At 57.9% G+C, this 24497-nt stretch carries 16 protein-coding genes; 2 read left to right on the top strand and 14 right to left on the bottom strand.

Annotated features, from left to right (window positions below):
* Positions 1 to 32: 32 nt before the first annotated feature.
* The 6 genes from OZ410_RS14045 to OZ410_RS14070 all read right to left on the bottom strand — a co-directional run bounded on the left by OZ410_RS14045 (position 33) and on the right by OZ410_RS14070 (position 8143).
* A complete protein-coding gene (locus OZ410_RS14045) occupies positions 33 to 1313 on the bottom strand; it encodes a serine hydrolase domain-containing protein (protein ID WP_277708651.1) in 1281 nt (426 codons plus the stop codon).
* Positions 1314 to 1326: 13 nt separating this feature from the next.
* Entirely contained in the window at positions 1327 to 3027 is a 1701-nt protein-coding gene (locus OZ410_RS14050) for a M1 family metallopeptidase (RefSeq protein WP_277708652.1), read from the bottom strand.
* Between the two features lie 9 nt (positions 3028 to 3036).
* Entirely contained in the window at positions 3037 to 4368 is a 1332-nt protein-coding gene (locus OZ410_RS14055; RefSeq protein WP_277708653.1) for a M28 family metallopeptidase, read from the bottom strand.
* Positions 4365 to 4994 (bottom strand): TMEM175 family protein, encoded by a 630-nt coding sequence (locus OZ410_RS14060; RefSeq protein ID WP_277708654.1) that lies wholly within the window; start codon positions 4992 to 4994, stop codon positions 4365 to 4367. Before OZ410_RS14060 ends, OZ410_RS14055 begins: the two co-directional genes overlap by 4 nt.
* On the bottom strand, positions 4987 to 5871 hold the full coding sequence (locus OZ410_RS14065; protein ID WP_277708655.1) for a TolB family protein: 885 nt from the start codon (positions 5869 to 5871) through the stop codon (positions 4987 to 4989). The genes OZ410_RS14060 and OZ410_RS14065 overlap by 8 nt, the downstream gene beginning before the upstream one ends.
* Positions 5872 to 5932: 61 nt before the next feature.
* Positions 5933 to 8143, bottom strand: a complete 2211-nt coding sequence (locus tag OZ410_RS14070; protein WP_277708656.1) for a bifunctional alpha,alpha-trehalose-phosphate synthase (UDP-forming)/trehalose-phosphatase — start codon at positions 8141 to 8143, stop codon at positions 5933 to 5935.
* Positions 8144 to 8246: 103 nt separating this feature from the next.
* On the opposite strand from OZ410_RS14070, the gene OZ410_RS14075 reads away from it, so the two are divergent.
* Positions 8247 to 10049: a glycoside hydrolase family 15 protein gene (locus tag OZ410_RS14075; RefSeq protein ID WP_277708657.1), complete on the top strand. Its 1803-nt coding sequence runs from the start codon at positions 8247 to 8249 to the stop codon at positions 10047 to 10049.
* 262 nt (positions 10050 to 10311) lie between these two features.
* Positions 10312 to 12339, top strand: a complete 2028-nt coding sequence (locus tag OZ410_RS14080) for a dipeptidyl-peptidase 3 family protein (protein ID WP_277708658.1) — start codon at positions 10312 to 10314, stop codon at positions 12337 to 12339.
* On the opposite strand, the gene OZ410_RS14085 is transcribed toward OZ410_RS14080, so the two are convergent.
* From OZ410_RS14085 to OZ410_RS14120, 8 genes are all read right to left on the bottom strand, one after another.
* Positions 12317 to 13756 carry a pyridoxal phosphate-dependent decarboxylase family protein gene (locus OZ410_RS14085; RefSeq protein WP_277708659.1) on the bottom strand — a complete coding sequence of 480 codons (1440 nt, stop codon included), beginning with the start codon at positions 13754 to 13756 and terminating at the stop codon, positions 12317 to 12319. The two genes, OZ410_RS14080 and OZ410_RS14085, sit on opposite strands and share 23 nt — an antisense overlap.
* A gap of 108 nt (positions 13757 to 13864) precedes the next feature.
* Positions 13865 to 15676 (bottom strand): acyl-CoA dehydrogenase family protein, encoded by a 1812-nt coding sequence (locus OZ410_RS14090; protein ID WP_277708660.1) that lies wholly within the window; start codon positions 15674 to 15676, stop codon positions 13865 to 13867.
* Between the two features lie 44 nt (positions 15677 to 15720).
* Positions 15721 to 16908 carry an acetyl-CoA C-acyltransferase gene (locus tag OZ410_RS14095; protein WP_277708661.1) on the bottom strand — a complete coding sequence of 396 codons (1188 nt, stop codon included), beginning with the start codon at positions 16906 to 16908 and terminating at the stop codon, positions 15721 to 15723.
* A gap of 34 nt (positions 16909 to 16942) precedes the next feature.
* Positions 16943 to 19348, bottom strand: a complete 2406-nt coding sequence (locus tag OZ410_RS14100) for a 3-hydroxyacyl-CoA dehydrogenase/enoyl-CoA hydratase family protein (protein ID WP_277708662.1) — start codon at positions 19346 to 19348, stop codon at positions 16943 to 16945.
* A 21-nt stretch (positions 19349 to 19369) separates the two neighbouring features.
* Positions 19370 to 19834, bottom strand: coding sequence for a MarR family winged helix-turn-helix transcriptional regulator (locus tag OZ410_RS14105; protein ID WP_277708663.1), 465 nt, complete (start codon positions 19832 to 19834; stop codon positions 19370 to 19372).
* Between the two features lie 117 nt (positions 19835 to 19951).
* Positions 19952 to 21721: an AMP-dependent synthetase/ligase gene (locus OZ410_RS14110; protein ID WP_277708664.1), complete on the bottom strand. Its 1770-nt coding sequence runs from the start codon at positions 21719 to 21721 to the stop codon at positions 19952 to 19954.
* 190 nt (positions 21722 to 21911) lie between these two features.
* Entirely contained in the window at positions 21912 to 23972 is a 2061-nt protein-coding gene (locus OZ410_RS14115; protein WP_277708665.1) for a S9 family peptidase, read from the bottom strand.
* 86 nt (positions 23973 to 24058) lie between these two features.
* A complete protein-coding gene (locus tag OZ410_RS14120; RefSeq protein ID WP_277708666.1) occupies positions 24059 to 24481 on the bottom strand; it encodes a VOC family protein in 423 nt (140 codons plus the stop codon).
* Positions 24482 to 24497 lie beyond the last annotated feature (16 nt).

Genomic DNA, 24497 nt, shown 5'->3' on the forward strand with positions numbered 1-24497 from the left:
AAATGAAAAGGGGCGCCATGGGCGCCCCTTTCTTATTCTGCGTTTTGCGTAGCTGGGGGCACATACGGCCCGTAGACCGCATCCCGGAAATTCTTGTGCAGCCGGATGGGGTCGTAGGGGAATAGTTGTACAAACAGAACGGCGGCCAGCTCGTTTTGCGGGTCTACCCAGAAGAGGGTGCTGGCTGCCCCGTCCCAGAAGAATTCGCCCACCGCGCCGTTGTTTTCCTGGGGCCCGGCCGGGGGTGCGGTGCGCACGGCAAAATCAATCCCGAAGCCTACTTGCCCCTTGCTGGGCAACCAGGCCCGTTCGGTTACGCTGTCCGGCAGGTGGTTGGTAGCCATCAGGGCCACGGTCTCCGGTTTCAGCACCTGTACCCCGTTTAGGGTACCGCGACCCAACAACATCCGGGCAAAGCGCATATAGTCGTCCAGGGAGGAAGTCATCCCCCAGCCGCCCCGCTGCAGGGGCCAGGCCTGGAAATGCTCGATTTTGGAGAGGCTGTCCGGGATTTGGGTAAGGCTTCCGTCCTCTTCCAGGCGGTACATGGCAGAAAATCGTTCCCGGTCTGCCGGGGGAACCACCCGGCGGGTGTCCGTCATCCCCAGGGGCCCCAGGACTTCCTGCTGCAGGTAGTCATCAAAGGGCATGCCCGAGAGGCGCTCCACCAGGAAGGCCTGCACGTCTACGCTGGGGCCGTATTCCCACTGGGTTCCGGGATGGAACCAAAGCGGGAGCTTTCCAAAGGTGGCTGCCATTTCCGAAAGGGTCTTTTCTTTGGCCAGGGGGGCGGCTTCGGCCAACGCATCCCCCAAACCGGGAATTTCGGTACGGTTGGGGAAGCCAGCCGTGTGGCGGGTAATATCCCGGATGGTAATGGCGCTGCGGGCCGGCTCGGTCTGCATCTGCCCGTGTTCATCCACCCCCTTATACACCTGCATCCCTGCAAACTCGGGGGCATATTGGGCCAGGGAATCGTCCAGGGCAAAGGCCCCGGTTTCATAGACGGACATCAGGGCGGTGCCGGTCAGGGGCTTGGTCATGGAAAAGATCTGCACCAGGGTGTTGCGGGCCATGGGGATGCTGTCTTCCCGGTTGGCGTACCCGTAGGCGCCAAAATAGGCTTCTTGGCCTTTTTCGTAGACCAGGGAAGAGACCCCGGCCACTTTCCCCGAAGCCACCAGGGATTGCAAGAGGGAATCCATACGGGCGCGGGCTTCCTGTTGCACCACGCGGTTCGGTTCGGGCGCCGGTTTTTCCTGGCAGGACACGGCCAGCAAAATAAGGCTCAGGCAGAGATAATACGGTTTCATAACGCAGGGTCAATTACGGTTGCCCCGGGGGAAGGGCCTGGGTTTGGATATAAAAATTCGGGTCCCACATCAGGGCGGTATTTTCCGGCAGGGCTTCCTGCTTCCATTGGGCGGACGGAAAAAGCCAGTGGGCCTCCCCGTCCAGGAACACCCGAACCGGCATGTCAAAGCCGGGTACCACCTGGGTATAGCGGTATTCCAGCTGGCCGTTGGCCCGCCGGTATTCCAGCCTGGGGATTTTTGCCGTGCGCAGGTACTGGTCAAAAAAGGCAGAGAGGTCCTTGCCGCTGCGGGCGCTGAGGAAGTCCTCGATTTGCCGGGTGGTTACCGTCTGGTGGTAAAATTCCTGGTTCAACCCCCGCAACATGCTGCGCCACAGGGCATCGTCCTCCACCAGTTGCCGCAGGGTATGCAAAATGTTGGCCCCTTTAAAGTACATATCGCGGGAGCCTTCCTGGTTCACGTTATAGGGCCCGATAATGGGGCTGTCGTTGCGGATGTTCCGCCTGAGCCCGATAACATAGGCATTGGCAGCCTCCGTCCCAAAGTGGTAATCCAAGTACAGGCTTTCGGAATAGGTGGTAAAGCTCTCGTGGATCCACATGTCTGCGATGTCGCGGTAGGTGATGTTGTTGGCAAACCACTCGTGCCCGGCCTCGTGGATGATGATGTAATCGAACTTCATCCCCCAGCCGCTTCCGGACAGGTCGGTACCCCGGTACCCGTTCGCATAGCCGTTGCCGTAGGTGACCGAGCTCTGGTGCTCCATCCCCAGGTAAGGGGCTTCCACCAGCTTAAAACTGTCTTCGTAGAAGGGGTAGGGGCCAAACCAGTGTTCAAAGGCCTCCAGCATCAGGGGTACCTGCCGGAATTGCGCCTTAGCCTTGTCCAGGTTTTCGCGCAGCACATAATAGTCTACATCCAGGGGGCCTTTTTCGCCGGCATAGGTTTCCCCGAAATGCACATAGTCCCCGATGTTGACATTCACCCCGTAATTGTTGATGGGGTTGGCCACCACCCAGTGGTAGGTGCTGGTGCTGTCCGTTTCCGAAACCGCCTTCAGCCGGCCGTTGGAGACATCCACCAAAGGTTTGGGCACGGTAATGCGCATAGACATGCTGTCTACCTCGTCGTACATGTGGTCCTTGTTGGGCCACCAGGCACTGGCGCCCAGGCCCTGGCAGGAGGTGGCCACAAAGGGGAGGCCGGCACTGTCCTGCTTCCAGGAAAAGCCCCCGTCCCAGGGAGCGCGGACGGCTTCCCTGGGGTGCCCTCCATACGCCACTTCCACCTCCCGGTAGGTACCGGGTTGCTGGGCGCTTTCCAGGGTTATAAAGTAAACATTCCCCTCCCGGGTAAAGGCCAGGGGCTTTCCGTCCTGCCGAACCCCGGTAATTTCCAGGGGCGGCTGCAGGTCAAGCTGCATCCGGTTGGCGGGTTCCAAAACGGTATATCCAATCGTATTGCTACCCGAAATCGCTTTTTGGCCCGGGTCTACGGACAGGGAGAGGTCGTAATAGGTGAGGTCCCACCAGGCCCTTTCCGGGGTAATACTGCCGCGAAGGCTGTCCTGCCGGGTAAAGGCCCGCCCGTCCCAGGGGGTGAGCAGCCCGCTTTTGGGTTTGGTTTCCGATTCGCTGCCCCGGGACTGCGCCATGCAGGCACCCACCGGGAGCAACAGGGCCATCAGCCCCCATCCAAAGAGTCTTTTCATAATGTGCTGTTAACGGTATACACCTGAGGGGAAGACCACCGGGCTTTCATGCCCGTCGGGCCCCACGGCGGCTACCCCGAAGAAAAAATTGTCGATTACGATACCTTCCAGGACGGTTTCGGTGGCATCACCCACATAGCGGAAATGGTCCCAGGTAGGCGAGGTGGTATCCCGCCAGTAGACCTTGTAGCCCACGGCGCCGGGTACCGCTTCCCATCGCAGTTTGGCGGCAGGCTGTACCACGCCCCCGATTTCCACCTTGGCAGGGGCCGGCGGGCCCCAGGCCAGCCCGGCCAGGGAAATGGCATTTACGGCCGTTAATTTGGCGGCATAGCCAAAGTCCACAAATTCCAGCAGGTCCCCGTATTGTATCCCGTCTTCCACCCGGATGTCCTGGTGTTGCTGGGTGTAATTTTCATGGGCTTCCATAATGCGGACCCCGGCAAACCCCGCATCGTTGAAGGGCCGGTGGTGCCCGCCCCGCCCAAAGCGGTCCAGGCGGTAAATGAGCATGGGGTTCATCTCGGGCATATAGGTCTGGGTACTGCGGTAAATGTACCGCGCCAGCTGGCGGGAAATCCCGTCTACTTCGCCTCCGTAGAAGCGGCGGGCCCGCCGCTCCCGTTCGGTTTCCGTGGGTGGCACGGGCTCGGAAAAGATCCGGAAGTCCCGGTTGGAGACTACCCCGTCTACCCCGCTGGTATTGCCGATCATATCGTTATTGAGGATGCCCACAATGTCCCAGCCCTGTTCCTGGGCATAGGCGGCCAGGCCCTGGCCCCCGAAGAGGCCCTGCTCTTCCCCGGAGAGGCCGGTGTACACAATGCTGCTGGGGAAACGGTACTGGCTCAGGACCCGTGCGGCTTCCAGGACCCCGGCCATCCCGCTGGCGTTGTCGTTGGCGCCCGGGGCATCCGAGGTAAAATTATTGGCATCGCTTACCCGGGAATCGATGTCCCCGCTCATGATGGCCATGCGATTGGGATGCGCCGTGCCCCGCTGTATGGCTACCACGTTCACTACCCATACGTCCCGGGTGATGCGCCCGTTTTCCCCGGCCTTGACCAGGTTGCGCTGGTAGAAAACCTCCAGGCAATCCCCGCAGGCAGCCGAAATCTTGTCGAATTCCGATTTGATCCAGCGGCGGGCAGCGCCAATGCCCCGGGTCTGGGACACGGTGTCGCTCAGGGTGTGCCGGGTGCCGAACCCGGCCAGGGTAGTGATATCCGCCTCCAGGCGGCTGGCAGATACGGCATCGATAATATCATACATACGGGTATCCGTTTGGGCGGCAAGCCCCAGGGAACCCAGGAATAAACAAAGCGTAAGGAAGTGTTTCATAAGTCTGAGGGTCTGAATTTTTGGTCGAACCATTTGGAATGTGCATAGCAAAGGGGCCCCAGCAGGACGTAGATAAAGCCGGGCAGGCCAACGCCTACACCCACCTTCAGGGCAGAGAGCAACATGGACAGCAGGCCTACCCCCACGTAGAGGGCAAAATGCCGGGTGTAAAACAAAAGGTCTACGGCCGTGGCCGCATTGCGTTCTTTTTTAAAAGCCCGCCGGTACATCAGGGCATAACAAAGAAAGATCAGGGCAAAGCCCAGGCTGTACAACTGGAACAGGCTGGAGAGGCCTTCCAGGGTCATTTGCTGGGTCCCCATCCAGGAGTGCACAAGGGATTTCAAAGGGAATACGTAATAGAGGATTACAAATAGCAACAGGGCGTTGTAGGCCATGATCCAGTAGTCCACGTAGCCCGAGCGGCGGAAGTAGTTGTAATGCACGACCCACAGGGCCACCAGCACAAAGAAACTCACCCCGAAGGCCACCAGGTTACTGCCCTGGGCCATCAGTTCGGCTACCCCGCGGTTCAGGTCCAGGGAAACCACCATCAGAGTGGCGGCAAAGGCAAATACCCCGTCGCTAAAGGCTTGTAGCCGGCCACTGTGGTGGGGTTTAGTCATGGGCTACTGTTTTTTCGGCCACAAAGGCCAGGCGTTGGCTGTCCGGGGAAACGCTCAGGCGGGAAATGTGGCCCACCCCGGCTTCGAACCGGTGGAAGGTGCGCCATTGGGCCTCCGTCCCTGGCATGATTTGCCGCAACACATCCGGCCCGCCGCAGAGCAGGGAACCATCCGGCAGCCAGGCCAGGTCCTGTACCCCGGCCGGCAGGGCCAGCAGGCGTTGTTGCTCTCCGGTTTCAGGGTCCAGGGTAAACACCCAGGTCTGCTCGTCCTCCGGGGAAGTGAAGCTAATGCGATGGCTGCCCGGGATGCGGGCCAGGCTTCGCCCCACGCCCTTGCGCAGGGTGCGGGAGCCCTGAGTGCCCGGGTGGGCCATGACCAGGTCCATCCGGTCTTCCCGCAAGACGGTGCAAATCAACAGGTCAGGCCCGGCCCAGAGGTGGTACCCGACTTTCAAGTCGTTCAACAGTAGGGTGGGTTCCCCGTCGGTATAGCGGTAGAGGCGTTGCAGGCCGGTGGTATCCAGGCGAATGGCAGATACGGCATCACTGCCCGGGATGGGCGTGGGGGAATATTCCCCGCCACCCGGGGTATCGCAAACCCATTGGGTGGTGCCATCCGCTGCGGAGTAGTGGGCAATATCGGTTTGCCCGTTCCGGGTGCGGGCGTACAGGAGGGACCCGTCTGGCAGGTATGCCGGCTGGTTGTCGTAACCCGGGTTATCGGACAGGTTTTGTGCCGGGCCGGCAATCCGGCCATTTTCCAGGCGTACCTGGTATACCTCGGTGTCCGGCTGGGCCAGCAAGGCTGCAGGGAGGGTTAGCGTCGCCAATAGAATGGCGTGCTGTAAGGTCCGGTGAAAAAGCATCGTCAGCATGGGTTGGCAAAGGGGCGTTAAAGTAGCCAATTCGCGCCGTTTTCACAAGGGGTGAGCGCGTTTAGAGCGCTGCAAAGCGGCCCAGGAGTTCGCGGGCCGAACCAATGCCGTCCACAAAGTAGCGCGCCTGTGTTTTCATGGGCCCCACTTTTACGGTAATGGCCTGTTCCGGGAGTTCCTGGAACATAAACTCATCCGTCCAGTCGTCCCCGATGGCAAAGACAAAATCATAGGCCTTGCGGCCGATCATCCGCATGGCTGCCCGGCCTTTGTTTACATTGCTGCTTTTGATTTCCATCACCTTATTTCCGTTGAGCACGCTCAGTTCGTCATTGGCGATCAGGGAAGTGAGCACCGTATTGAGTTCCGAGGCGCGTTTCTGGCCAAAATCGGGGTCCGTATTGCGGTAATGCCAGGCCAGGGAATAGTTCTTGTCTTCGATAAAACTCCCTGGGGTGCGGTCCACGAAGGATTCCAGCACCGGGCGGATTTTATCCATCCAGTTGTTCTTGACGTTTTCCAGCATGCGGAAGCCGTTGCCGTTTTCCGAAATCCAGACCCCGTGCTCTACAATCATGGAGTAGCCCTTGTTGCCAAACCAGCGCTGGAAGGTGTCTTTGTCGCGCCCGCTGATCAAAAAGAAATCCGTGCGCGGCTGGGCCTGCAAGGCATCCAGCAAGTTGTAGAGTTCCGGATCCGGTTCGGCCTTCTGAGGGTCGGTATGGAAGCCGGCCAGGGTGCCGTCGTAATCCAGGAAGAGAATACGGCTGCTGGCTTCGCGGTAGCTCCGGATCAGGTCCTGGGTTTTGTCTACGTTCAGCTTCAGGGCAATGTGGGAGAAATCCAGTTTTTTCTGAGCCCTGAGGGAATCCACAAAATCGTTGGCCCACTTCTCCACATTATAGCGTTCCAGTCGCTTTTGCATAGGGGCATTTCGGGAACGCTGCTCTTCCAGGGGCATGTTAATGGCCTGGTAGAGGGATTCGGCAATCTGTTCGAAGTTATTGGGGTTAATCAGCAGGGCTTCGTGCATTTCATTGGCGGAGCCCGCCATTTCACTCAGGATCAGTACACCGCTCTGGTCCGTGCGGGTAGCGATGTATTCCTTGGCCACCAGGTTCATCCCGTCCCGGATGGGGGTAAGCCAGGCTATATCGCAGGAGGTGTAGAGGTCTATAAGGTTGTCGAAGGGCAGGGAGCGGTAGAAGTACCAGATGGGGGTCCAGCTTACCGTAGACCATTCCCCGTTAATGCGTCCTACCAGCTCGTCGATCTCCTTTTTCAGGCGTTGGTATTGGGGCACCTTGGATCGGGATGGGACGGCCAGGATAATCAGACGTACTTTTTCCTTGTACTGTGGGTATTTCTTCAGGAAATATTCAAAGGCTTTCAGGCGCTGGGCAATCCCCTTGGTGTAATCCAGGCGGTCTATGGAGAGGAAAAACTTGGCATTGGGGGTGGAGGCTTTGTGCTGGTCCAGGCGACGCTTCAGATCCGAGCGATCCCCTTCTTTGAGGGCGGCGTGATGCTGTGCCGCCTGATTGAATTTCTGGTAATCGATGCCCATGGGGAAGGAATCTACCTTCACGGCCCGGCCATCCATATGGATTTCGTTAAAACTCACCTCCAGGCCCAGCAGGCGGCGGACGGAACTCAGGAAGTGCCGTTCGTAGTCGTAGGTGTGGAAGCCAATGAGGTCAGACCCCAGCAAGCCGCGCAATATTTCCCGCCTCCAGGGCAGGGTCCGGAAAATTTCATAGGACGGGAAGGGGATGTGCAGGAAAAAACCGATGGAAAGGTCGGGCTGTTGTTCCCGCAGCATCTGGGGCACCAGCATAAGCTGGTAATCGTGTACCCAGACCAGGTCTTCAGGCTCTGCCTCCTCCAGAATGGCATCGGCAAATTTGCGGTTGACCTGCACATAGGTTTCCCAGCTGGACAATTCAAATTCCGTGTATTCCGTAAAGTAGTGGTACAGGGGCCAGATGGTGCGGTTGCTGAAACCGAAATAAAAGCCTTCCACTTCATCCTGGGTCAGGGACACCCGCCGGCATCCGTGTTTTTCCAGGGCGGCATCGATATCCCCGTCCAGGCCCTCGGGGATTTCTTCCCGGGTGAGCCCGCTCCACCCAATCCAGAGGCTTTCCCCATCGGAGTGCACGGACTTCATCCCGGTAGCCAGACCACCCACACTGGGGGTGGCTTCCAGGCCGCCATTGTGAATTTGCAATTGAACGGGGAGTCTGTTTGAGATAATGATAGTTTTGGGCATAAATGGGCGTTTTTGATGTGTTTTTGGCCTGATTTTCTCTAAATTTCGGCAAAACGAATGGGTTAAACCAATAAAACATTCACTTTTAAGGATATTTCAACATATGGATAATTTGGATTTTGGTATCGTAGGAAACTGTAGGTCAGCAGCCCTGATCTCTAAAACAGGCTCCCTGGATTGGTGCTGTTTGCCCGAGTTTGATTCCAGCTCGGTCTTTGCCCGCCTGCTCGATGCAGAAAAGGGCGGTAGTTTTCAAATCCTGACCGACGATTCCTATACCATCACCCAACGCTATAAACGGGGCACCGCCCTGCTGATTACCCGCTTCTCCAACGGGGAAGATATCTTTGAGGTACGGGATTTTATGCCGCGCTACCGGAAGGAAAATGGCGGGTACCACGCCCCCCCTGAAATAATCCGTTATATCCGATACGTGAAGGGCGCCCCGGTATTCCGGGTGCACTACGACCCCCGCCTGGAGTACGCCCAGGGCACCACGGAAACCTATGTAAAGAACGGATTTGTTGTGAGCCTGAACCACGGGGAGAAATACGATACGGTTTTCCTGTATACCTCCTTCAATAAAAATGCGGTGGTGGAAGGCCGGGAGATCACGTTAAAGGAAAACGGCTTTTTCCTGTTGTCCTACAATGAGAAACTTTTTAAACCCTCTACCCGCAATGCCTATTTGGAAATGGAGCGCACCAAGGTGTACTGGCTCAACTGGAGCAGCCGCACCCCCGTGTACCAGGCCTACAACAAGCAGATCCAGCGTTCGGCCATTACCCTGAAACTCCTGAGTTACGACCGCTCTGGGGCCGTCCTGGCTGCGGCCACCACCTCCCTGCCGGAAACCATAGGGGAGGTGCGCAACTGGGATTACCGCTTCTGCTGGATCCGCGATGCCTCCATGGTGGTGAAGGTGGTTTCTGAACTGGGGCATAAGAATGTGGCCCGGCGCTATCTGCAGTTTATCGTAGACCTGATCCCGGACAAGGATGAGAAGCTGCAGATCATGTACGGGATCAACAAGGAAAAAAAGCTTACCGAGACCACCCTGGAACACCTGGCCGGTTACGGGGGGTCGCGCCCGGTGCGTGTGGGCAATGCCGCCTACCAGCAGCGGCAGAACGATATCTACGGCATCCTGATGGATGTGATCCACGCCCAGCTGGTGCGTTTTCCCAACGACATTGAACACGGGGAGGAACTCTGGGGGATTACCAAGGGCATTGTCTGGATTGTCCAGAAGCACTGGCAGGAGCCGGATAAAGGGATTTGGGAATTCCGGACAGAAGACCGACATTTTACCTTTTCCAAGGTGCTTTGCTGGGTGGCCATTGACCGGGCCATCAAGATTGCCCGCATCTTTGGGAAAAGCCACAAAATTGAACGCTGGACGGCCCTGGAGCAGGAGATTAAAAACGACATCCACGCCCACGCCTGGAATGATGAGGTACAAGCCTTTACACAATCCTACGGGTCGCCCCATATGGATGCCTCCATCCTGCTGATGGAGAGTTACGGCTTTATCCACGCCCGGGACCCCAAATACGTGAATACGGTGCGGGCCGTGGAAAAACACCTGAGCAACGACGGGCTGCTTTACCGCTACAAGAATGAAGACGATTTTGGCCTGCCCTCGTCCTCCTTTACCATCTGTACCTTCTGGTTTGTTAACAGCCTGTACAAGATTGGGGAGGAAGAGCGCGCACGGGAGCTTTTTGAACGCTTGCTTTCCTACAGCAACCACCTGGGGCTCTTTAGCGAGGACATCGACTTTAAGACCAAGCGCCTGCTGGGGAACTTCCCCCAGGCGTATTCCCACCTGGCCCTGATTGAATGCGCTGTGAATTTCTCCCGCAAAGGGCGGGAAGAGCGCGTATTGCAGGCCATGGGAAAATAAGGTCGCAGTGGCCATAAAAGTGAAGCCCGGGAGGAATGTCCGGGCTTTTCTTATGGCCATACCCGGCACATTTACCTGCCGGATTGCTGAGGTGGGGGTGCTATTTTTTGACCATGTGGTGCTGGGGTATTGCAGGGTGGGCAAGTAGTTTGGATGGGTGGGGGGAGGGGGGTGCCCCCAGCCCCAATCCAAGCCGGTTTCCCTCGCTTTTCTGCAGGCTTTTCCGTACCTTTATTAGGTTAACCAAAACCCATTAATACACATGAAAACCCTTCGTTTTACGGGGCTTGCCCTGGCCCTGGCGCTATGGACCGGCTGTGCCGATAAACCCCAGGCGGAAGTGCAAAAACCGGATGCCGGACAGGCCTTTGAATATGTGGTGGACCAGTTTGCCGATGTGCGGGTCCTCCGCTATCAGGTTCCCGGCTTTGACCAGCTTACCCTCAACGAAAAACTGCTGGTATACTACCTGAACCAGGCCGGGCTGGCCGGGCGGGATATCATGTGGGACCAGAACTACCGCCACAACCTGGCCATTCGCCACGCCCTGGAAAAAGTGTATACGAACTATCCGGGTGACCGCAACTCGGAAGATTGGGCGGCCTTTGAAACCTACCTGAAACGGGTGTGGTTCTCCAACGGGATTCACCACCATTATTCCAATGACAAATTGCCCGCGGGCTTCTCGCCCGAATACCTTACCGCTTTGCTCGAAGCGAGCGGTGCCTCCCTGGAAGGGGAAGCCTTTGATGTAATCTTCAACGAAGCCGACACCAAAAAGGTCAACAAGAAAAAGGGTGTGGACAATACCCTGGCCTCGGCTGTAAATTTCTACGGCCCGGATATTACGGATGCAGATGTGGATGCCTACTACAGCAGCCTGGACCGGGGTCCGGAAGGGCGGCCGGTGGAAATTGGTCTGAACAGCCGCCTGGTGCGTGAAAACGGCAAGCTGGTCGAGCAGGTAAACAAGGTGGGCGGGCATTACGGCCCGGCCATTGCCGAAATTGTAACCTGGCTGGAAAAGGCCAGGGAAGTAGCCGAAAATGAAGCCCAGGCCCGGACCCTGGAACTGCTCATCGAATACTACCGCACCGGCAGCCTGGAGGTATGGGACGAATACGCTATTTCCTGGGTGAACGCCACCGAAGGCAACATCGACTGGATTAACGGCTTTATCGAGGTCTATAACGACCCGAAAGCGTATAAGGGTTCCTACGAAACCATTGTGGAGATCAAGGACTTTGAGATGAGCCGGCAAATGGCAGTCCTCTCCGAGAACGCCCAGTGGTTTGAGGACCAATCCCCCCTTATGGAGGAGCACAAGAAAGACAGTGTGGTAGGGGTGTCCTATAAAACGGTTATCGTGGCCGGGGAGGCCGGGGACGCGTCCCCGAGCACGCCCATCGGGGTAAACCTGCCCAACAACAACTGGATCCGGGCTGCCCATGGCAGCAAGTCCGTTTCCCTGGGAAACATCATCGATGCCTATAACCAGGCCGGGGGTACGGGCCGCCTCAAGGAGTTTGCCCACGACAGCACGGAAATCGACCTCGAAATCCAGTACGGCCAGCTGGCCGATAAGCTACACACCGCCTTACACGAGGTGGTGGGCCACGCCTCCGGCCAGATCAACCCGGGGGTGGGACAGCCCAAGGAAACGCTACGCAATTACCGCTCCACCATGGAGGAGGGCCGGGCAGACCTGGTGGCCCTTTACTACCTGATGGATCCCAAACTGCAGGAGCTGGGCCTGGTGGACGACTACCGCAAGGTGGGCATGGCTGCCTATGACGGCTATATTCGAAATGGGCTGGTAACTCAGCTGATCCGCATTGAACTGGGCAACGACATAGAGGAAGACCATATGGTGAACCGCCAGTGGGTTTCTGCCTGGGTTTTTGAGAAAGGTCAGGACGAAGGGGTGATCGAAAAAATTGCCCTTGACGGGAAAACCTATTACGACATCAAGGATTACGACCGCCTGCGCGAACTCTTCGGGGACCTGCTTCGGGAAACCCAGCGCATCAAGTCCGAGGGGGATTTTGAAGCCGCCCAGGCATTGGTGGAGGGGTATGGCGTTAAGGTAGACCAGGCCCTGCATGCCCAGGTGCTGGAACGCAACGCCCAGTTTACCTCGGCGCCCTACAGCGGCTTTGTAAACCCGGTGTATGAACTGGTGTCCGATGCGGACGGGAACATTACCGATGTGGTGCTTACCCAGCCGGAGACCTTTGAGGCCCAGATGCTGGATTATGCGGCCCGGTTTAGTTTCCTTTCGCCAGAATAGCCTGGCCCTGTTGCTCGGCCAGGGCCAGTAGGGCGGAAAGGTCCTCCACCCGGGTAAAGGGGTTCATCAGGCTGGTCCGCAGAAATACCTCCCCTTTTAGGCGGGTTTGGACCACATAGAACCGGCCCTCTTCCAGGAATGCCTGGCGGAGGGCCTGGTTTAGCTGGTTCGTAGCTTCCCCGTCCAGCCCTTCGGGCCGGTACCTAAAGCAAAGGATGTTGGCGTCCGGCGGGCAGGCCAGTTCCCATTCCGGGCGGTCTGTAATCAGGGCGGCCACTTCCCGGGCCAGGTGGTATTGCCGTTCCAGGTATTGGGCAAAAACGCCCTCCCCGTAGTGCTTCCAAACGGCGAACCAGCTGAATACCCCGCTGATTTTGGTGCATTCAAAGGTGCGCTTGGCCAGGTTGTACCAGTCTTCCTCCTGGCTTTCGCCCAGCAGGTACTCGGCCTGTTGGGAAAAGGTGGCATAGGAGTCCGCCCCGTTGCGAAACAGCAAGGCGGTGGTCAAAACGGGCATGCCCATCATTTTATGGCCGTCAATGACCACGGAATCGGCCCGTTCCAGCCCCCGGACCAGGTGGCGGTACTGCTCCGAGAGGAAGGCTGCCCCGCCATGCGCCCCATCGATGTGGAACCACAACCCGTGTTTTTCGCTGAAATCCGCCAGGGCGGCCAGGGGGTCGTAACTGCCGGTGGCCGTGCTGGGCGCGCTCCCCACTACGGCAATGGGCTCCAGGCCGTCTTCCAGGGCTTTTGTATAGGCAACTTCCAGGGCGGCAGGGTCCATACGGTACTCCGAATCTACCGGCACCAGGATTACCCCCTGGCTGCCCATCCCCATGATGCGGGCAGCCCGGTCAATACAGTAATGAGCGGCAGCGCTGACCAGCACGGCATGCCGGGCGGAATACCCCTGGTTCCAGACATCGTCCCGGCCTCGCGCCCGACGTGCCGCCAGCAGGGCGGTCAGGTTGGCCAGGGTGCCGCCGCAGGTAAGGAAGCCGCGGGCATCTGGCCCAAAGCCCGCTTTCCGGCACAGCCAGTCGGTAAGCAGCCGTTCCATGGCTGTAGGCGCCATCCCCATTTCGTAAATAGCCATTCCGTTGTTCTGTACGCCACTGAGCAGGGCAGCCAGGGAGGCCAGCGGCATGGGCGGAGCCACCTGGTGACCTACGCATCTCGGGTGGTGTACCTGGGTGGTTCGCTCCAGCATTTTGGGGAAGAGGTCGGCTGGGTTGCCTTCCTTCAGGTAGGTTTCCCAGTCTTCCCATTCCTGGGTGGGCTCGCGGTACTCCAGTACGGGTCCCATTCCGGACATCACCCCGCTCAGGTGGTCGGCCAGTTGGTCGATCAGGGCGTGCCCCTGCCTGCGGAAGGCCTCGGGGTCATACGCCTGTTGCAGCACGTCGTTTTCCATGCCTTAAAAGTAGCGGGAAAGCGCGGCACGGGCAAGATGCCCCCAACTAAAAACCGCCTCCCTTTCGGAAGGCGGCTTCTCACTCCTGTTTCCAGCAGTGCATCTGAATTAGTCAAAGGTATACGACCCGGCCTCGGCCACCTGGTCTGCGATCATCTCGCGAAGGGCACCAACTTTGGGCGGGTTGTGGTATTTGGTAAAGCGTTTGAGGCCCATCAGCATCATGCGCTGTTCGTCCCCTTCGGCAAAGGACAAAATGGCTTCCTTGGCCTTGGAAATCACGATTTCCGTGGCCTCGTAGAGGTTCAGGCGCGCCATGGCCACCTGGGTTTTCTGGGCGTCTTCCCCAAAGCGCTTGGCATTCTTTTCGGCCCGCAGTACGGCGGATTCGGCCATATACACCTGGATCAGGATGTCTGCGGCATTCATCAGCAGCAACTGGTGTTTTTCCAGGTCGGGCCCGAAGGTTTGCACGGCCTTGCCGGCCACCATCAGGAACACTTTTTTCAGGCGGGCGATCAGGTCTTTTTCCTCGGACATCAGGGCCGAGAAATCCGGGGTGTCAAAGGAAGGAATTCCCATGAGTTCCTCCCCTACAGCCGTAGCAGGCCCAAGCAGGTCCACATGGCCCTTCATGGCTTTTTTGATCAACATCCCCACGCTCAGCATGCGGTTGATCTCGTTGGTGCCTTCGTAGATCCGTGAAATCCGGGCATCGCGCCAGGCGGATTCCATGGGGGTGTCTGCGCTAAAGCCCATGCCCCCGAAAATCTGGATGCCCTCGTCCGTGGTCTGTTGCACGTCTTCCGAAACGGCAACTTTCAGGATGGAACACTCAATGGCGTATTCCTCCACGCCCTTTAGTTCGGCCTCCTGGTGGTTGTTGCCGGCTTCGATGCGCAGGGCAATACGGTCTTCAATATCCTTGGCAGCCCGGTAACAGGCGGCTTCGCCCACATAGGCGTTGGTGGCCATGGTGGCGATTTTAGCCTTGATGGCACCGAAGTTTACAATGGGCGTTTTAAACTGTACCCGTTCCTTGGCATAGGTTACCGCTTCATTGGTTACGCGGCGCTGGGCTTCCAGGCAGGCGGCAGCCAGTTTAATGCGGCCTACGTTCAGGGCGTTCATGGCAATCTTAAAGCCATTGCCCCGTTCGGACAGCATGTTTTCTACAGGAACCTTGGTTTCGTTGAAGAAGACCTGGCGGGTAGAGGAGGAGTGGATCCCCAGTTTCTTTTCTTCTTCCCCCAGCGAAATCCCATTTTCCGGATCGTTCTCCACAATAAACCCGGTGATGTTCTTGTCGTCTTCAATGCGGGCAAAAACGATAAAGAGGTTGCAGAACCCGGCATTGGAGATCCACATCTTCTGCCCGCTGATTTTGTAGTGGGTGCCGTCTTCGGAGAGCACCGCCCTGGTCTTCCCGGAATTGGCGTCGGAGCCTGCCCCCGGTTCGGTCAGGCAGTAGGCGCCAAACCATTCCCCGGTGGCCAGTTTGGGCACGTACTTCTGCTTCTGCTCTTCGGTGCCATACAGGGTAATGGGCAGGGTACCAATCCCGGTATGCGCCCCGAAAGCCGTACTGAAGGAGCCGGTGGCCCCGGAGATGTAATCGCAAACCAGCATGGTGTCTACAAAGCCCATCCCCATACCGCCATAGGCTTCGGGCACGGCAATGCTCAAGAAGCCCATTTCCCCGGCTTTTTGCATACACTCCTTGGTGTAGGCGTAATCTTTGTGTTCAAAGCGCTCCCAGTGGGCCCAGAGTTCCCGGTCTACAAATTCCTTGGTACTCTCGCGCATCATCCGTTGTTCCTCGCTCAGGTCTTCCAGGGTGAAGACGTCTTCGCAGGCGGTCTCCTTTACGATAAACTGCCCGCCGCGCAGCAGCTCTTTCTTTTCGGTTTTTGTGCTCATGGTGTGTGTAGTATAGCTAAATGTTGTTGTTTCTTACCCGGGGGTCAGGACAGGAATTCATAGATTCCGGCCGCCCCTTGTCCGGTCCCCACGCACATGGTGACCATCCCGTATTTTCCGGACATCTTCCGGTGGCGCATCTCATCAAAGAGTTGCACGGACAGCTTGGCTCCGGTACACCCCAGCGGGTGGCCGAGCGCTATGGCCCCGCCGTTCACATTCACGCGCTCAGGATCCAGGTCCAGTTCGCGGATAACGGCCAGGGATTGGGAGGCAAAGGCCTCGTTGAGTTCAATCAGGCCTACGTCCTCTTGTTTCAGGCCGGCCAGGCGCAGGGCCTTGGGGATGGCTTTCACGGGCCCGATCCCCATGATTCGGGGCTCTACGCCCACAGCCGCATAGTTCACCAGGCGCGCCACGGGTTCCAGCTTCAGCTCTTTGACCATTTCCTCGCTCATCACCAGGGCAAAGGCCGCCCCGTCGCTCATCTGGGAAGAGTTCCCGGCCGTTACGCTTCCCCCGGCAGCAAAGACAGGGCGCAGTCGACCCAGGGCCGGCAGGTTGGTATCGGCCCGCGGGCCTTCGTCTTCGGTTACGGTATAGCTTTGGGTGGTTTTCTTCCCGTCCTTCACAAAAGTGTGTTCTACGGTAATGGGGACAATCTGGTCTTTAAACCGGTTTTCCGCCTGGGCCTTCAGGGCCTTTTGGTGGGAGGCCAGGGCAAAGGCATCCTGGTCTTCCCGGGAAACCTTGAATTGCTGGGCCACGGCTTCGGCCGTAAGGCCCATCCCCCAGTAGTAATCTTCGTGCCCGGCCTGGGCCAGTTTGTAATCCGGCACGGGTTTGTACCCGCCCATGGGGATGTAACTCATGCTCTCGGCCCCGCCTGCAATAATGCAGTCTGCCATTCCCGCCTGTATCTTCGCGGTGGCCATGGCAATGGTTTCCAGGCCGGAGGCGCAGTAGCGGTTTACGGTAACCCCGGGAACATCTTCAATCCCCAGGCCCATCAGGGAGATCAGGCGGGCCATGTTCAGGCCTTGTTCGGCTTCAGGCATGGCATTGCCCACAATCACGTCGTCCAGTCGGGCTTTGTCCAGCTCCGGCACCTGCGCCATCAGGTAGGCGATGGTTTCGGCGGCCAGCTCGTCCGGGCGCTTAAAGCGGAAGGTACCCCTGGGGGCTTTGCCGACAGCGGTGCGGTAGGCTTTAACGATATATGCGGTTTTCATTTTTTTGCGCGTTTTTGGGTTGTCCGATTTCGGATTAGTTTCTCAGGGGTTTACCCACTTTCAGCATGTGCTGGATGCGTTCCAGGGTTTTGCGTTCCGTACAGAGAGACAGGAAGGCTTCCCGTTCCAGGTCCAGCAGGTAGCGCTCGCTAACGTAGCTCGCCTCGGAGAGGTCGCCCCCGGCCATCACGTAGGCCAGTTTGTTGGCAATCTTCTTATCGTGCTCCGAGATGTACTTCCCGGCATGCATGGAATCGGTACCCACCAGGAACATCCCAAGGGCCTGTTTTCCGAGCACCTTAACGTCGGTGCGCTCAATGGGGCGGGTGTACCCCCGGTCGGCAAGCAGGGCGGCATAGGCCTTGGCCGTAGCCAGTTGGCGGTCCTTGTTCACCACTACGATGTCCTTGCCTTTCTGCAGGATGCCGGTGTCGAAGGCCTCGTAGGCCGAGGTGGAGACCTTGGCCGTACCGATGGTCAGAAAGTATTCCCGCAGTACGTTCAGCTCCACGTCGTCCTTGTGGAAGATATCGGAGGCGCGCAGGGCCATTTCCTTGGAACCACCCCCGCCGGGGATCACCCCAACGCCAAATTCCACAAGCCCGATATAGGTTTCTGCAGCTGCCACCACCATATCTGCATGGAGGCTCAGCTCACAACCCCCGCCCAGGCACATCCCGTGGGGGGCGGCCACTACGGGAATGGAAGAATACCGCATCCGCATCATGGTGTCCTGGAATTGCTTTACGGCCATGGCCAGCTCGTCGTATTCCTGTTCCACGGCCATCATAAAGATCATCCCGATGTTGGCCCCTACGGAAAAGTTGGCGGCCTGATTGCCCACCACCAGGCCCCGATAGTTGGCCTCGGCCAGATCTACCGCTTTGTTCAGCCCGGCCAGGACGTCCCCGCCAATGGTATTCATTTTGGAACGGAATTCCACATTGAGGATGCCGTCGCCCAGGTCTTCCACCACCACGCCACTGTTTTTGTAAACTTCGTGGGATTTGCGGATGTTGTCCAGAATAATAAAGGCTTCCTGCCCGGGGACCTTCTGGTGGGTTTTTTCGGGGATGTCATAATAGCAGGTAGCCCCGTCCCGGACGGTGTAAAAGCTTTTGGCGCCGGATGCCGACAGTTCGGAAACCCAGGGGGCCACTTCCTGTCCGGCTTCTTGGGCCATGGCAAGGCCCTGCTCCAGGCCTACGGCGTCCCAGATCTGAAAGGGGCCGTGTTCCCAGCCGAACCCGGCCTTCATGGCATCGTCAATTTTGTAGAGCGCATCGGTGATCTCCGGGATGCGATGGGATACGTAGGCAAAAAGGGCCCCGAAACTCTTGCGGTAAAAGGCGCCTGCCTTGTCCTTGCCGGCCACCAGGATAGGGAAGCGGTCAATGACGTTATCCACGGTCTTGGTCTGTTCCAGGGTGGCAAACTGGGCCCGCTTTTTGGAGCGGTAGTCCAGGGTATCCAGGTCCAGGGTCAGGATCTCGCTGGAGCCGTCTTCCTGTTTCACCTTTTTATAAAAGCCCTGGCCGGATTTGCTGCCCAGCCAGCCGTTCTCCATCATGGTGCTGATAAAGCCCGGGAGCTGGAACAGGCTGTGGCGCTCGTCGTCCGGGCAATTGTCTGCAATGCCGTTGGCCACATGTACCAGGGTGTCCAGTCCCACCACGTCCACAGTGCGGAAGGTGGCGGATTTGGGCCGGCCAATAACCGGTCCGGTCAGTTTGTCCACTTCCTCCACGGTCAGGCCCATCTCGCCCACGGCGTGGAAGAGACTCATAATGCTGAAAATCCCGATCCGGTTTCCGATAAAGGCCGGGGTGTCCTGGGCCACCACGGAGGTTTTTCCCAGGTATTGTTCCCCGTATCCCCTCAGGAATTCCAGGATGTCCGGGCGGGTGTCCGGCCCGGGGATGATTTCAAAGAGTTTCAGGTAGCGGGCCGGGTTAAAGAAGTGGGTCCCGCAGAAATGGGCGCGAAAATCCGCACTGCGGCCTTCGCACATAAACCGGATGGGGATCCCCGAGGTATTAGAGGTGATCAGGGTGCCTGTCTTGCGGTGGGCGTCCAGTTTTTCGAATACCTGTTTTTTGATGTCCAGGCGTTCCACCACCACTTCGATAATCCAGTCCACCTCGGATACCCGGTGGAGGTCGTCCTCCAGGTTCCCGGTTTGGATACGCTTGGCAAAATCTGCGTGGTAGATGGGGGAGGGCTTGCTTTTCAGGGCTTTGGTTAGGGAATCATTCACCAGGCGGTTGCGTACGCGCCGGTCCTCCAGGGTAAGCCCTTTGGCTTTTTCAGCATCGTTGAGCTCCCGTGGTACAATGTCCAGCAGGAGTACCTGTACGCCAATGTTGGCAAAATGGCAGGCAATCCCGCTTCCCATGATCCCGGAGCCGATTACGGCTACCTTGTTGATGTGTCTGTTCATAGTGTGGATGCGTTTGCAGTGTCAGGATTGGGATACCGGGGTATCCGTGGTCTTCTCGTATATTTTCTTTTCTGAAATCAGGGTGTTGATGGTATCCATGACCCTGAAAAAGGCTTGCAGGTCCCCGGGGCTGACATTACCCGTAACGGCTTCATTAAACCGAAGCACCACCTCCTTGGAATTCGCCCGCATTTTCAGCCCGAAATCTGTCAGGTGGATCAGCACCCCCCGTCCGTCTTCCGGGTTGGGTTTGCGCTGGATCAGCCCCTGTTGTTCCATGCTTTTCAGGATGCGGGAAAGGCTGGTGGCTTCCATCCCCATTTTAGGGCCCAGGGCGGTGGAGGGGCTACCTTTTTTGGGGTCGATGCTAAGCAGGCAAAACCCGATGGCCATGGTGCCGTCGAATTTTTTGGCCTCCTCGTTGTACATCCGGGCTACCGCCTGCCAGGTGGCGCGCATGGCGTGGTCGATGGTGATATCTTTCATCTCGGGAACTTGGATTCCACCAAATATAGGAAAATTTATTATGCATGCATAATAAATAATGCTAAAATGTGGATTTAACACCTAGGCTGGGAAATCGGGCCCCTGGTGGGATGTTCCTCAGTGCCCGTAGATGTCTTTGTAGAGGTCCCGGTACTTTTCCTTGATGATCTTCCTGCGGAGCTTCATGGTAGGGGTCAGGTGCCCTCCATCTACAGACCAGGTATCGGGCGTCAGGCGGAATTGCTTGATCTTCTCCCAATTGCCGAAATGGCTGTTGGCCAGGTCCACCTCCTGCTGTATGCGTTCGGCCACGCGGGGGTCTGCCACCATTTCTTCCGGGGAACCGCTGGGAATTTCGTGGCGCTTGGCCCATTCGGCCAGGAATTCAAAATTCGGCTGGATAAAGGCCGCAGGCATTTTTTCCCCTTCCCCGATCACCATAACCTGTTCAATAAAACGGGATTGTTTCATCCGGTTCTCCAGCAGTTGGGGCGCCACGTATTTCCCGCCGGAAGTCTTGAACATTTCCTTTTTTCGGTCCGTGATCCGCAAAAAGCCATCGGTATCCAGTTCACCAATATCCCCGGTGTGGAAATACCCGTTCTGTATCACCTCGGCCGTCTTTTCCGGGTCTTTATAGTAACCCATCATAACGTTGGGGCCTTTGCAGAGGATTTCCCCGTCGGCTGCAATCTGCACTTCCACCCCGCTGATCACACGCCCCACGGAACCGATTTTCCACCCGCCGTTGCGTTGGTCGTTCACCGAGATCACCGGGGAGGTTTCCGTTAAGCCATATCCTTCCATCACGGGGATGCCGGCCGCGGCAAAAATACGGGCCAGCCGGGGCTGCAGGGCGGCGCTGCCACTCACCATGGTCTCCAGGTTACCGCCCAGGCCTTCCACCCATTTTTTGAAGATGATCTTCCGGGCCAGTTTCAGGCGGAATTCATACCACCCCCCATTGGCTCCGTAAGGCTCAAACTTGAGCCCCAGGTCCACCGCCCAAAAGAACAGGGCTTTTTTGATGCCGGTGAGATCTGCGCCCTTGGCGATGATTTTGTCGTATACCTTTTCGAGAAGCCGGGGCACCACGGTCATTACGTTGGGCTTTACTTCCTTCAGGTTATCGCTGATGCTCTCCAGTCCTTCCGCATAGTAGATCGAGATACCACAATACTGGTAGAGGTAAAGGATCATGCGTTCAAAGATGTGGCAGACGGGCAGGAAACTTAAGGCCGTACCGCCGTATTCAAAGGGCACCCGCTCTTTGCTGGCCAACACGTTCGACACGATGTTTTCGTGGGAAAGCATAACCCCCTTAGGCCGCCCGGTGGTTCCTGAGGTGTAAATCAGGGTGGCCAGGTCTTTGGGTTGCACGGCATCCATACGGGCCTGTACGTCTTCCTGGTTAGACGGGTCTGCCCCGCTTTCGAGCAATTCCTTCCAGTTGGGACAACCCTGGATTTCGTCAAAACTGTATACGGCTTTCAACCCCGAAACATCCTTGCGGATCGCCTCTACCTTTTCCAATACCTCGGTACAGGAAACAAAACAATAGGATGCTTCGGAATGGTTCAGGATATAGGCATAGTCGTCTTCCGATATGGTCGGGTAAATGGGGACGTTTTGGGCGCCCACTTGCAGGATCCCGGTGTCCATTATACTCCATTCCGTCCGGTTGGTCATGGAGATCAGGGCAATCTTATCATTGGCCTTCACGCCCAGGCGCAGCAGGGCGCGGCTGATGCTATCGGCCTGGTCCAGGTAGGTTTCGGAAGAGATAGCCTGCCACTGGCCGTCGGTCTTGCGGACCATGGCTTTGTCCAGCCTGCAATGGCTGGCCTGATATCTGGGAAAGTCGAAAAGACGGGTCGGGTTTTCCATAGCTCGTTTGTAATGCGGAATCGCAAAATAACAAAAGGAGGCGGTTAAATAAAAAAGATTTGTAATTCCGGCCCCGGGTTTTTGCGAAATCCGAATCGGTCACCTGGTCCATCTGCCTTTCTGATTGGGAGTTGCAGGGCCGGGGGGTATTTTGAAATCGGGTGGGGGGAGGGGGGGACCCCTTCTGAAATCAGTCTCCTTTCAAATGGCGGTCAAAGAAGTCTGCCGCGGCCCGGTAAGCCTCCAGCCAGCTCCCGCTGCGCAGGAAGCCGTGTACCTCGTCCGGAAAAACCAGCACTTCGTTATAGACCCCCAGGGCGTCCAGTTTATTCTTCAGGTCAATAGACTGGCCAATCATCACATTGCGGTCGTCGTCCCCGCTAATGATCAGCACCGGGGATTTCCAGTACTGCAGTTCCGAAATGGGGGAGGAGTGGAAGGCCTGCTCCATAAGATCAGCCCCAATACCCCAGCCGCCTCCTGGGGAGAAGTCCCGTCCCCTCCAGGCCCAGTCGTGTACCCCATGCAGGTCTACCCCGGCCTTAAAGAGGTCCGAGTTCTTAGCCAGGCCCATGGCGGTCAGATAGCCCCCATAGGAGCCACCCCACAACCCGATGCGTTGCGGGTCCACCGAGGCGTGTTGCTGCAGGAAGGCCGCACCCGCCAGGATGTCCTTATATTCAGCAGCGCCCCGCGGGCCCTGGTTTTTGGCGCGCCGGAAGTCCCGGCCGTATCCGATTCCCGCCCGGTAATTCACCGAAAGAACCACATAGCCCTGGGCGGCCAGGTACTGGTTCATGCTGTAGGCATTGGCGTAATATCCCCGGTTGTGGTAGCCCAGTAGCATTTGCCGGATGGGCCCGCCATGCATAAAGATCACGGCAGGGTATTGCCGGCGGCCTGCATTGGGGGGTAAAAACAATTGGCCATGGATGGTAAGCCCGTCGGCTGCGGTAAAGGTTACGGCCTGGGGTTCCTGCAGGGCATTCCGGGGAAAGGCTGCTGGCAGCGGCTGCAGGGTTTCCCTTGAATTCCCCTTTTGCAGTACTGCGGTGGTCGGTTGGTTGTACCGACCTTCCCGGTAGGCCAGGGCGCCACCGGCCAGGGCTTCCGGGTTGGTTTGTATCCCTTCGTTTTCAGAGAGCTGCCGGGCACTGCCACTACCCAGGGCCACCGCCCAGATATGGCGGCGATTCAGGTCCCCGCAGTTGCTGGTGAAGTACAGGGTCTGCCCGTCTGCAGACAGGGCGCTGTTTTCCGTTTCGCAGGCGCCCGGGCTCAGGTCCCTGAGGCCGGTGCCGTCCGGGCGCATGGCATAAATATGGTTCCACCCCTCGTGCTCGGAATAGAATACCAGGTGCCCGCTGGACGTCCACCGCAAAGGGGCATTGGGGTAATATTGAGCATAGCCCCCGTCGTCGGCAGGGGATTTCCATTTCGTGCTGCCTTTCCCGGTAGCGACTTCGGCCACTACAATCTCAAAGGGCGTACCACCCATCAGGTTGCGCAGCCCGTCTTTGCTGTATCCGGGTTGGCGGATAAATGCCAGTTGTTTCCCGTCCGGGCTCCAGGCCGGGGCATCGTCAAATGCCAGGCCCGGGGCCATCCAGGCAATGTGACGTGCCCCCCATCGGTATACCCCCACATAGCTGTGATCCTGCCGCCGGCTGGTAAAGGCCAGGCGTTCCCCATCCGGGGAAAAGGCAAAAGAGCCCGCCCCGCTGCGTACCTCAAACCCTACCCTGGGCTGAGGGGTTTCCTCGCTTACGTCGGGTATTTCATAAACCTGGTTCCCTTTAGCGTAAACCAGTCGTCGGCCCTGGGGCCCCAGGGTGGCATTCCCGGTGGCTGCCAGGGTATCGATGGCACCGTCCGCAATCCGGAGGCGGAGCAATTGCCGCTCTGGCGTAGTGGCCAGGCTGGCCGGGTTTGCGGGGTATCCCTGGCGGTTGTTGCCATTTCCACGCAGGTAGAGGATATACCCCTGAGCAATGCCCACCAGGGCTATCCCCAACCCATCGTCTTCCGTATAGGTTGTCAGGATTATCGGGCTAATTTCCCCTGTTGTGGTATAGCCAATGTTGCGCGCCCCGCCCTGATTGACCACCCAGGCCAGTTGATCCCCGTCCGGGGAGGCTTTCAGGCTTTCTACATACGGTGCCTCCAGCAGCGTTTCCAGGGTGGGTTGTGCAGTGGCAAAAGGGGCCAGGGAGAAGGCCAATAACAGGGCTAAAAGGCGGATCAGGCGCATATCAGGGTTGGTTTTAATGGGGCATCCCGGCATACGGGTGCCCGTCCTTAAAGATAGGCAAAAGTCGATGGGATAGGAGGATATCCCTAGAACCCCGGGAGGTAAAAAGATTCCGGAGGGACTTGCAGGGCCGTAAGCTCTACGGTATGGCCATCGGGGTCCCGGGTATAGACGGAACGGAAATGCAGGTGGTCCTTTACCTCGAATTCCAGACCCAGTTCGCGGTAGTGCTCCAGGGCGCGGTCAAAGGCCGATGGGCTTACCTGAAAGGCAAAATGGTCCAGCCGGATAGCGGGGGCCGGGTACTGCGGGGCGTCGCCCTTGGGCGGAAACAGGGCTATACCCGTCTTCCCGGCCAGCAGGAACACGGGGAACTCCCCCCATTCCGGGACGTCGTACCGGGTTAACCCCAGCACCCGGGTATACCAGCGTGCAGAGGCCTCCATGTCCTGTACCCGAAGGGCCACATGGTCCAGAAAGGCGATGTCGAACGGGTGCTGGGATGCCATAACAGCCGTTTTCCGG

Source organism: Robiginitalea aestuariiviva (assembly GCF_029537735.1).
Taxonomy (GTDB): Bacteria; Bacteroidota; Bacteroidia; order Flavobacteriales; family Flavobacteriaceae; genus Robiginitalea; species Robiginitalea aestuariiviva.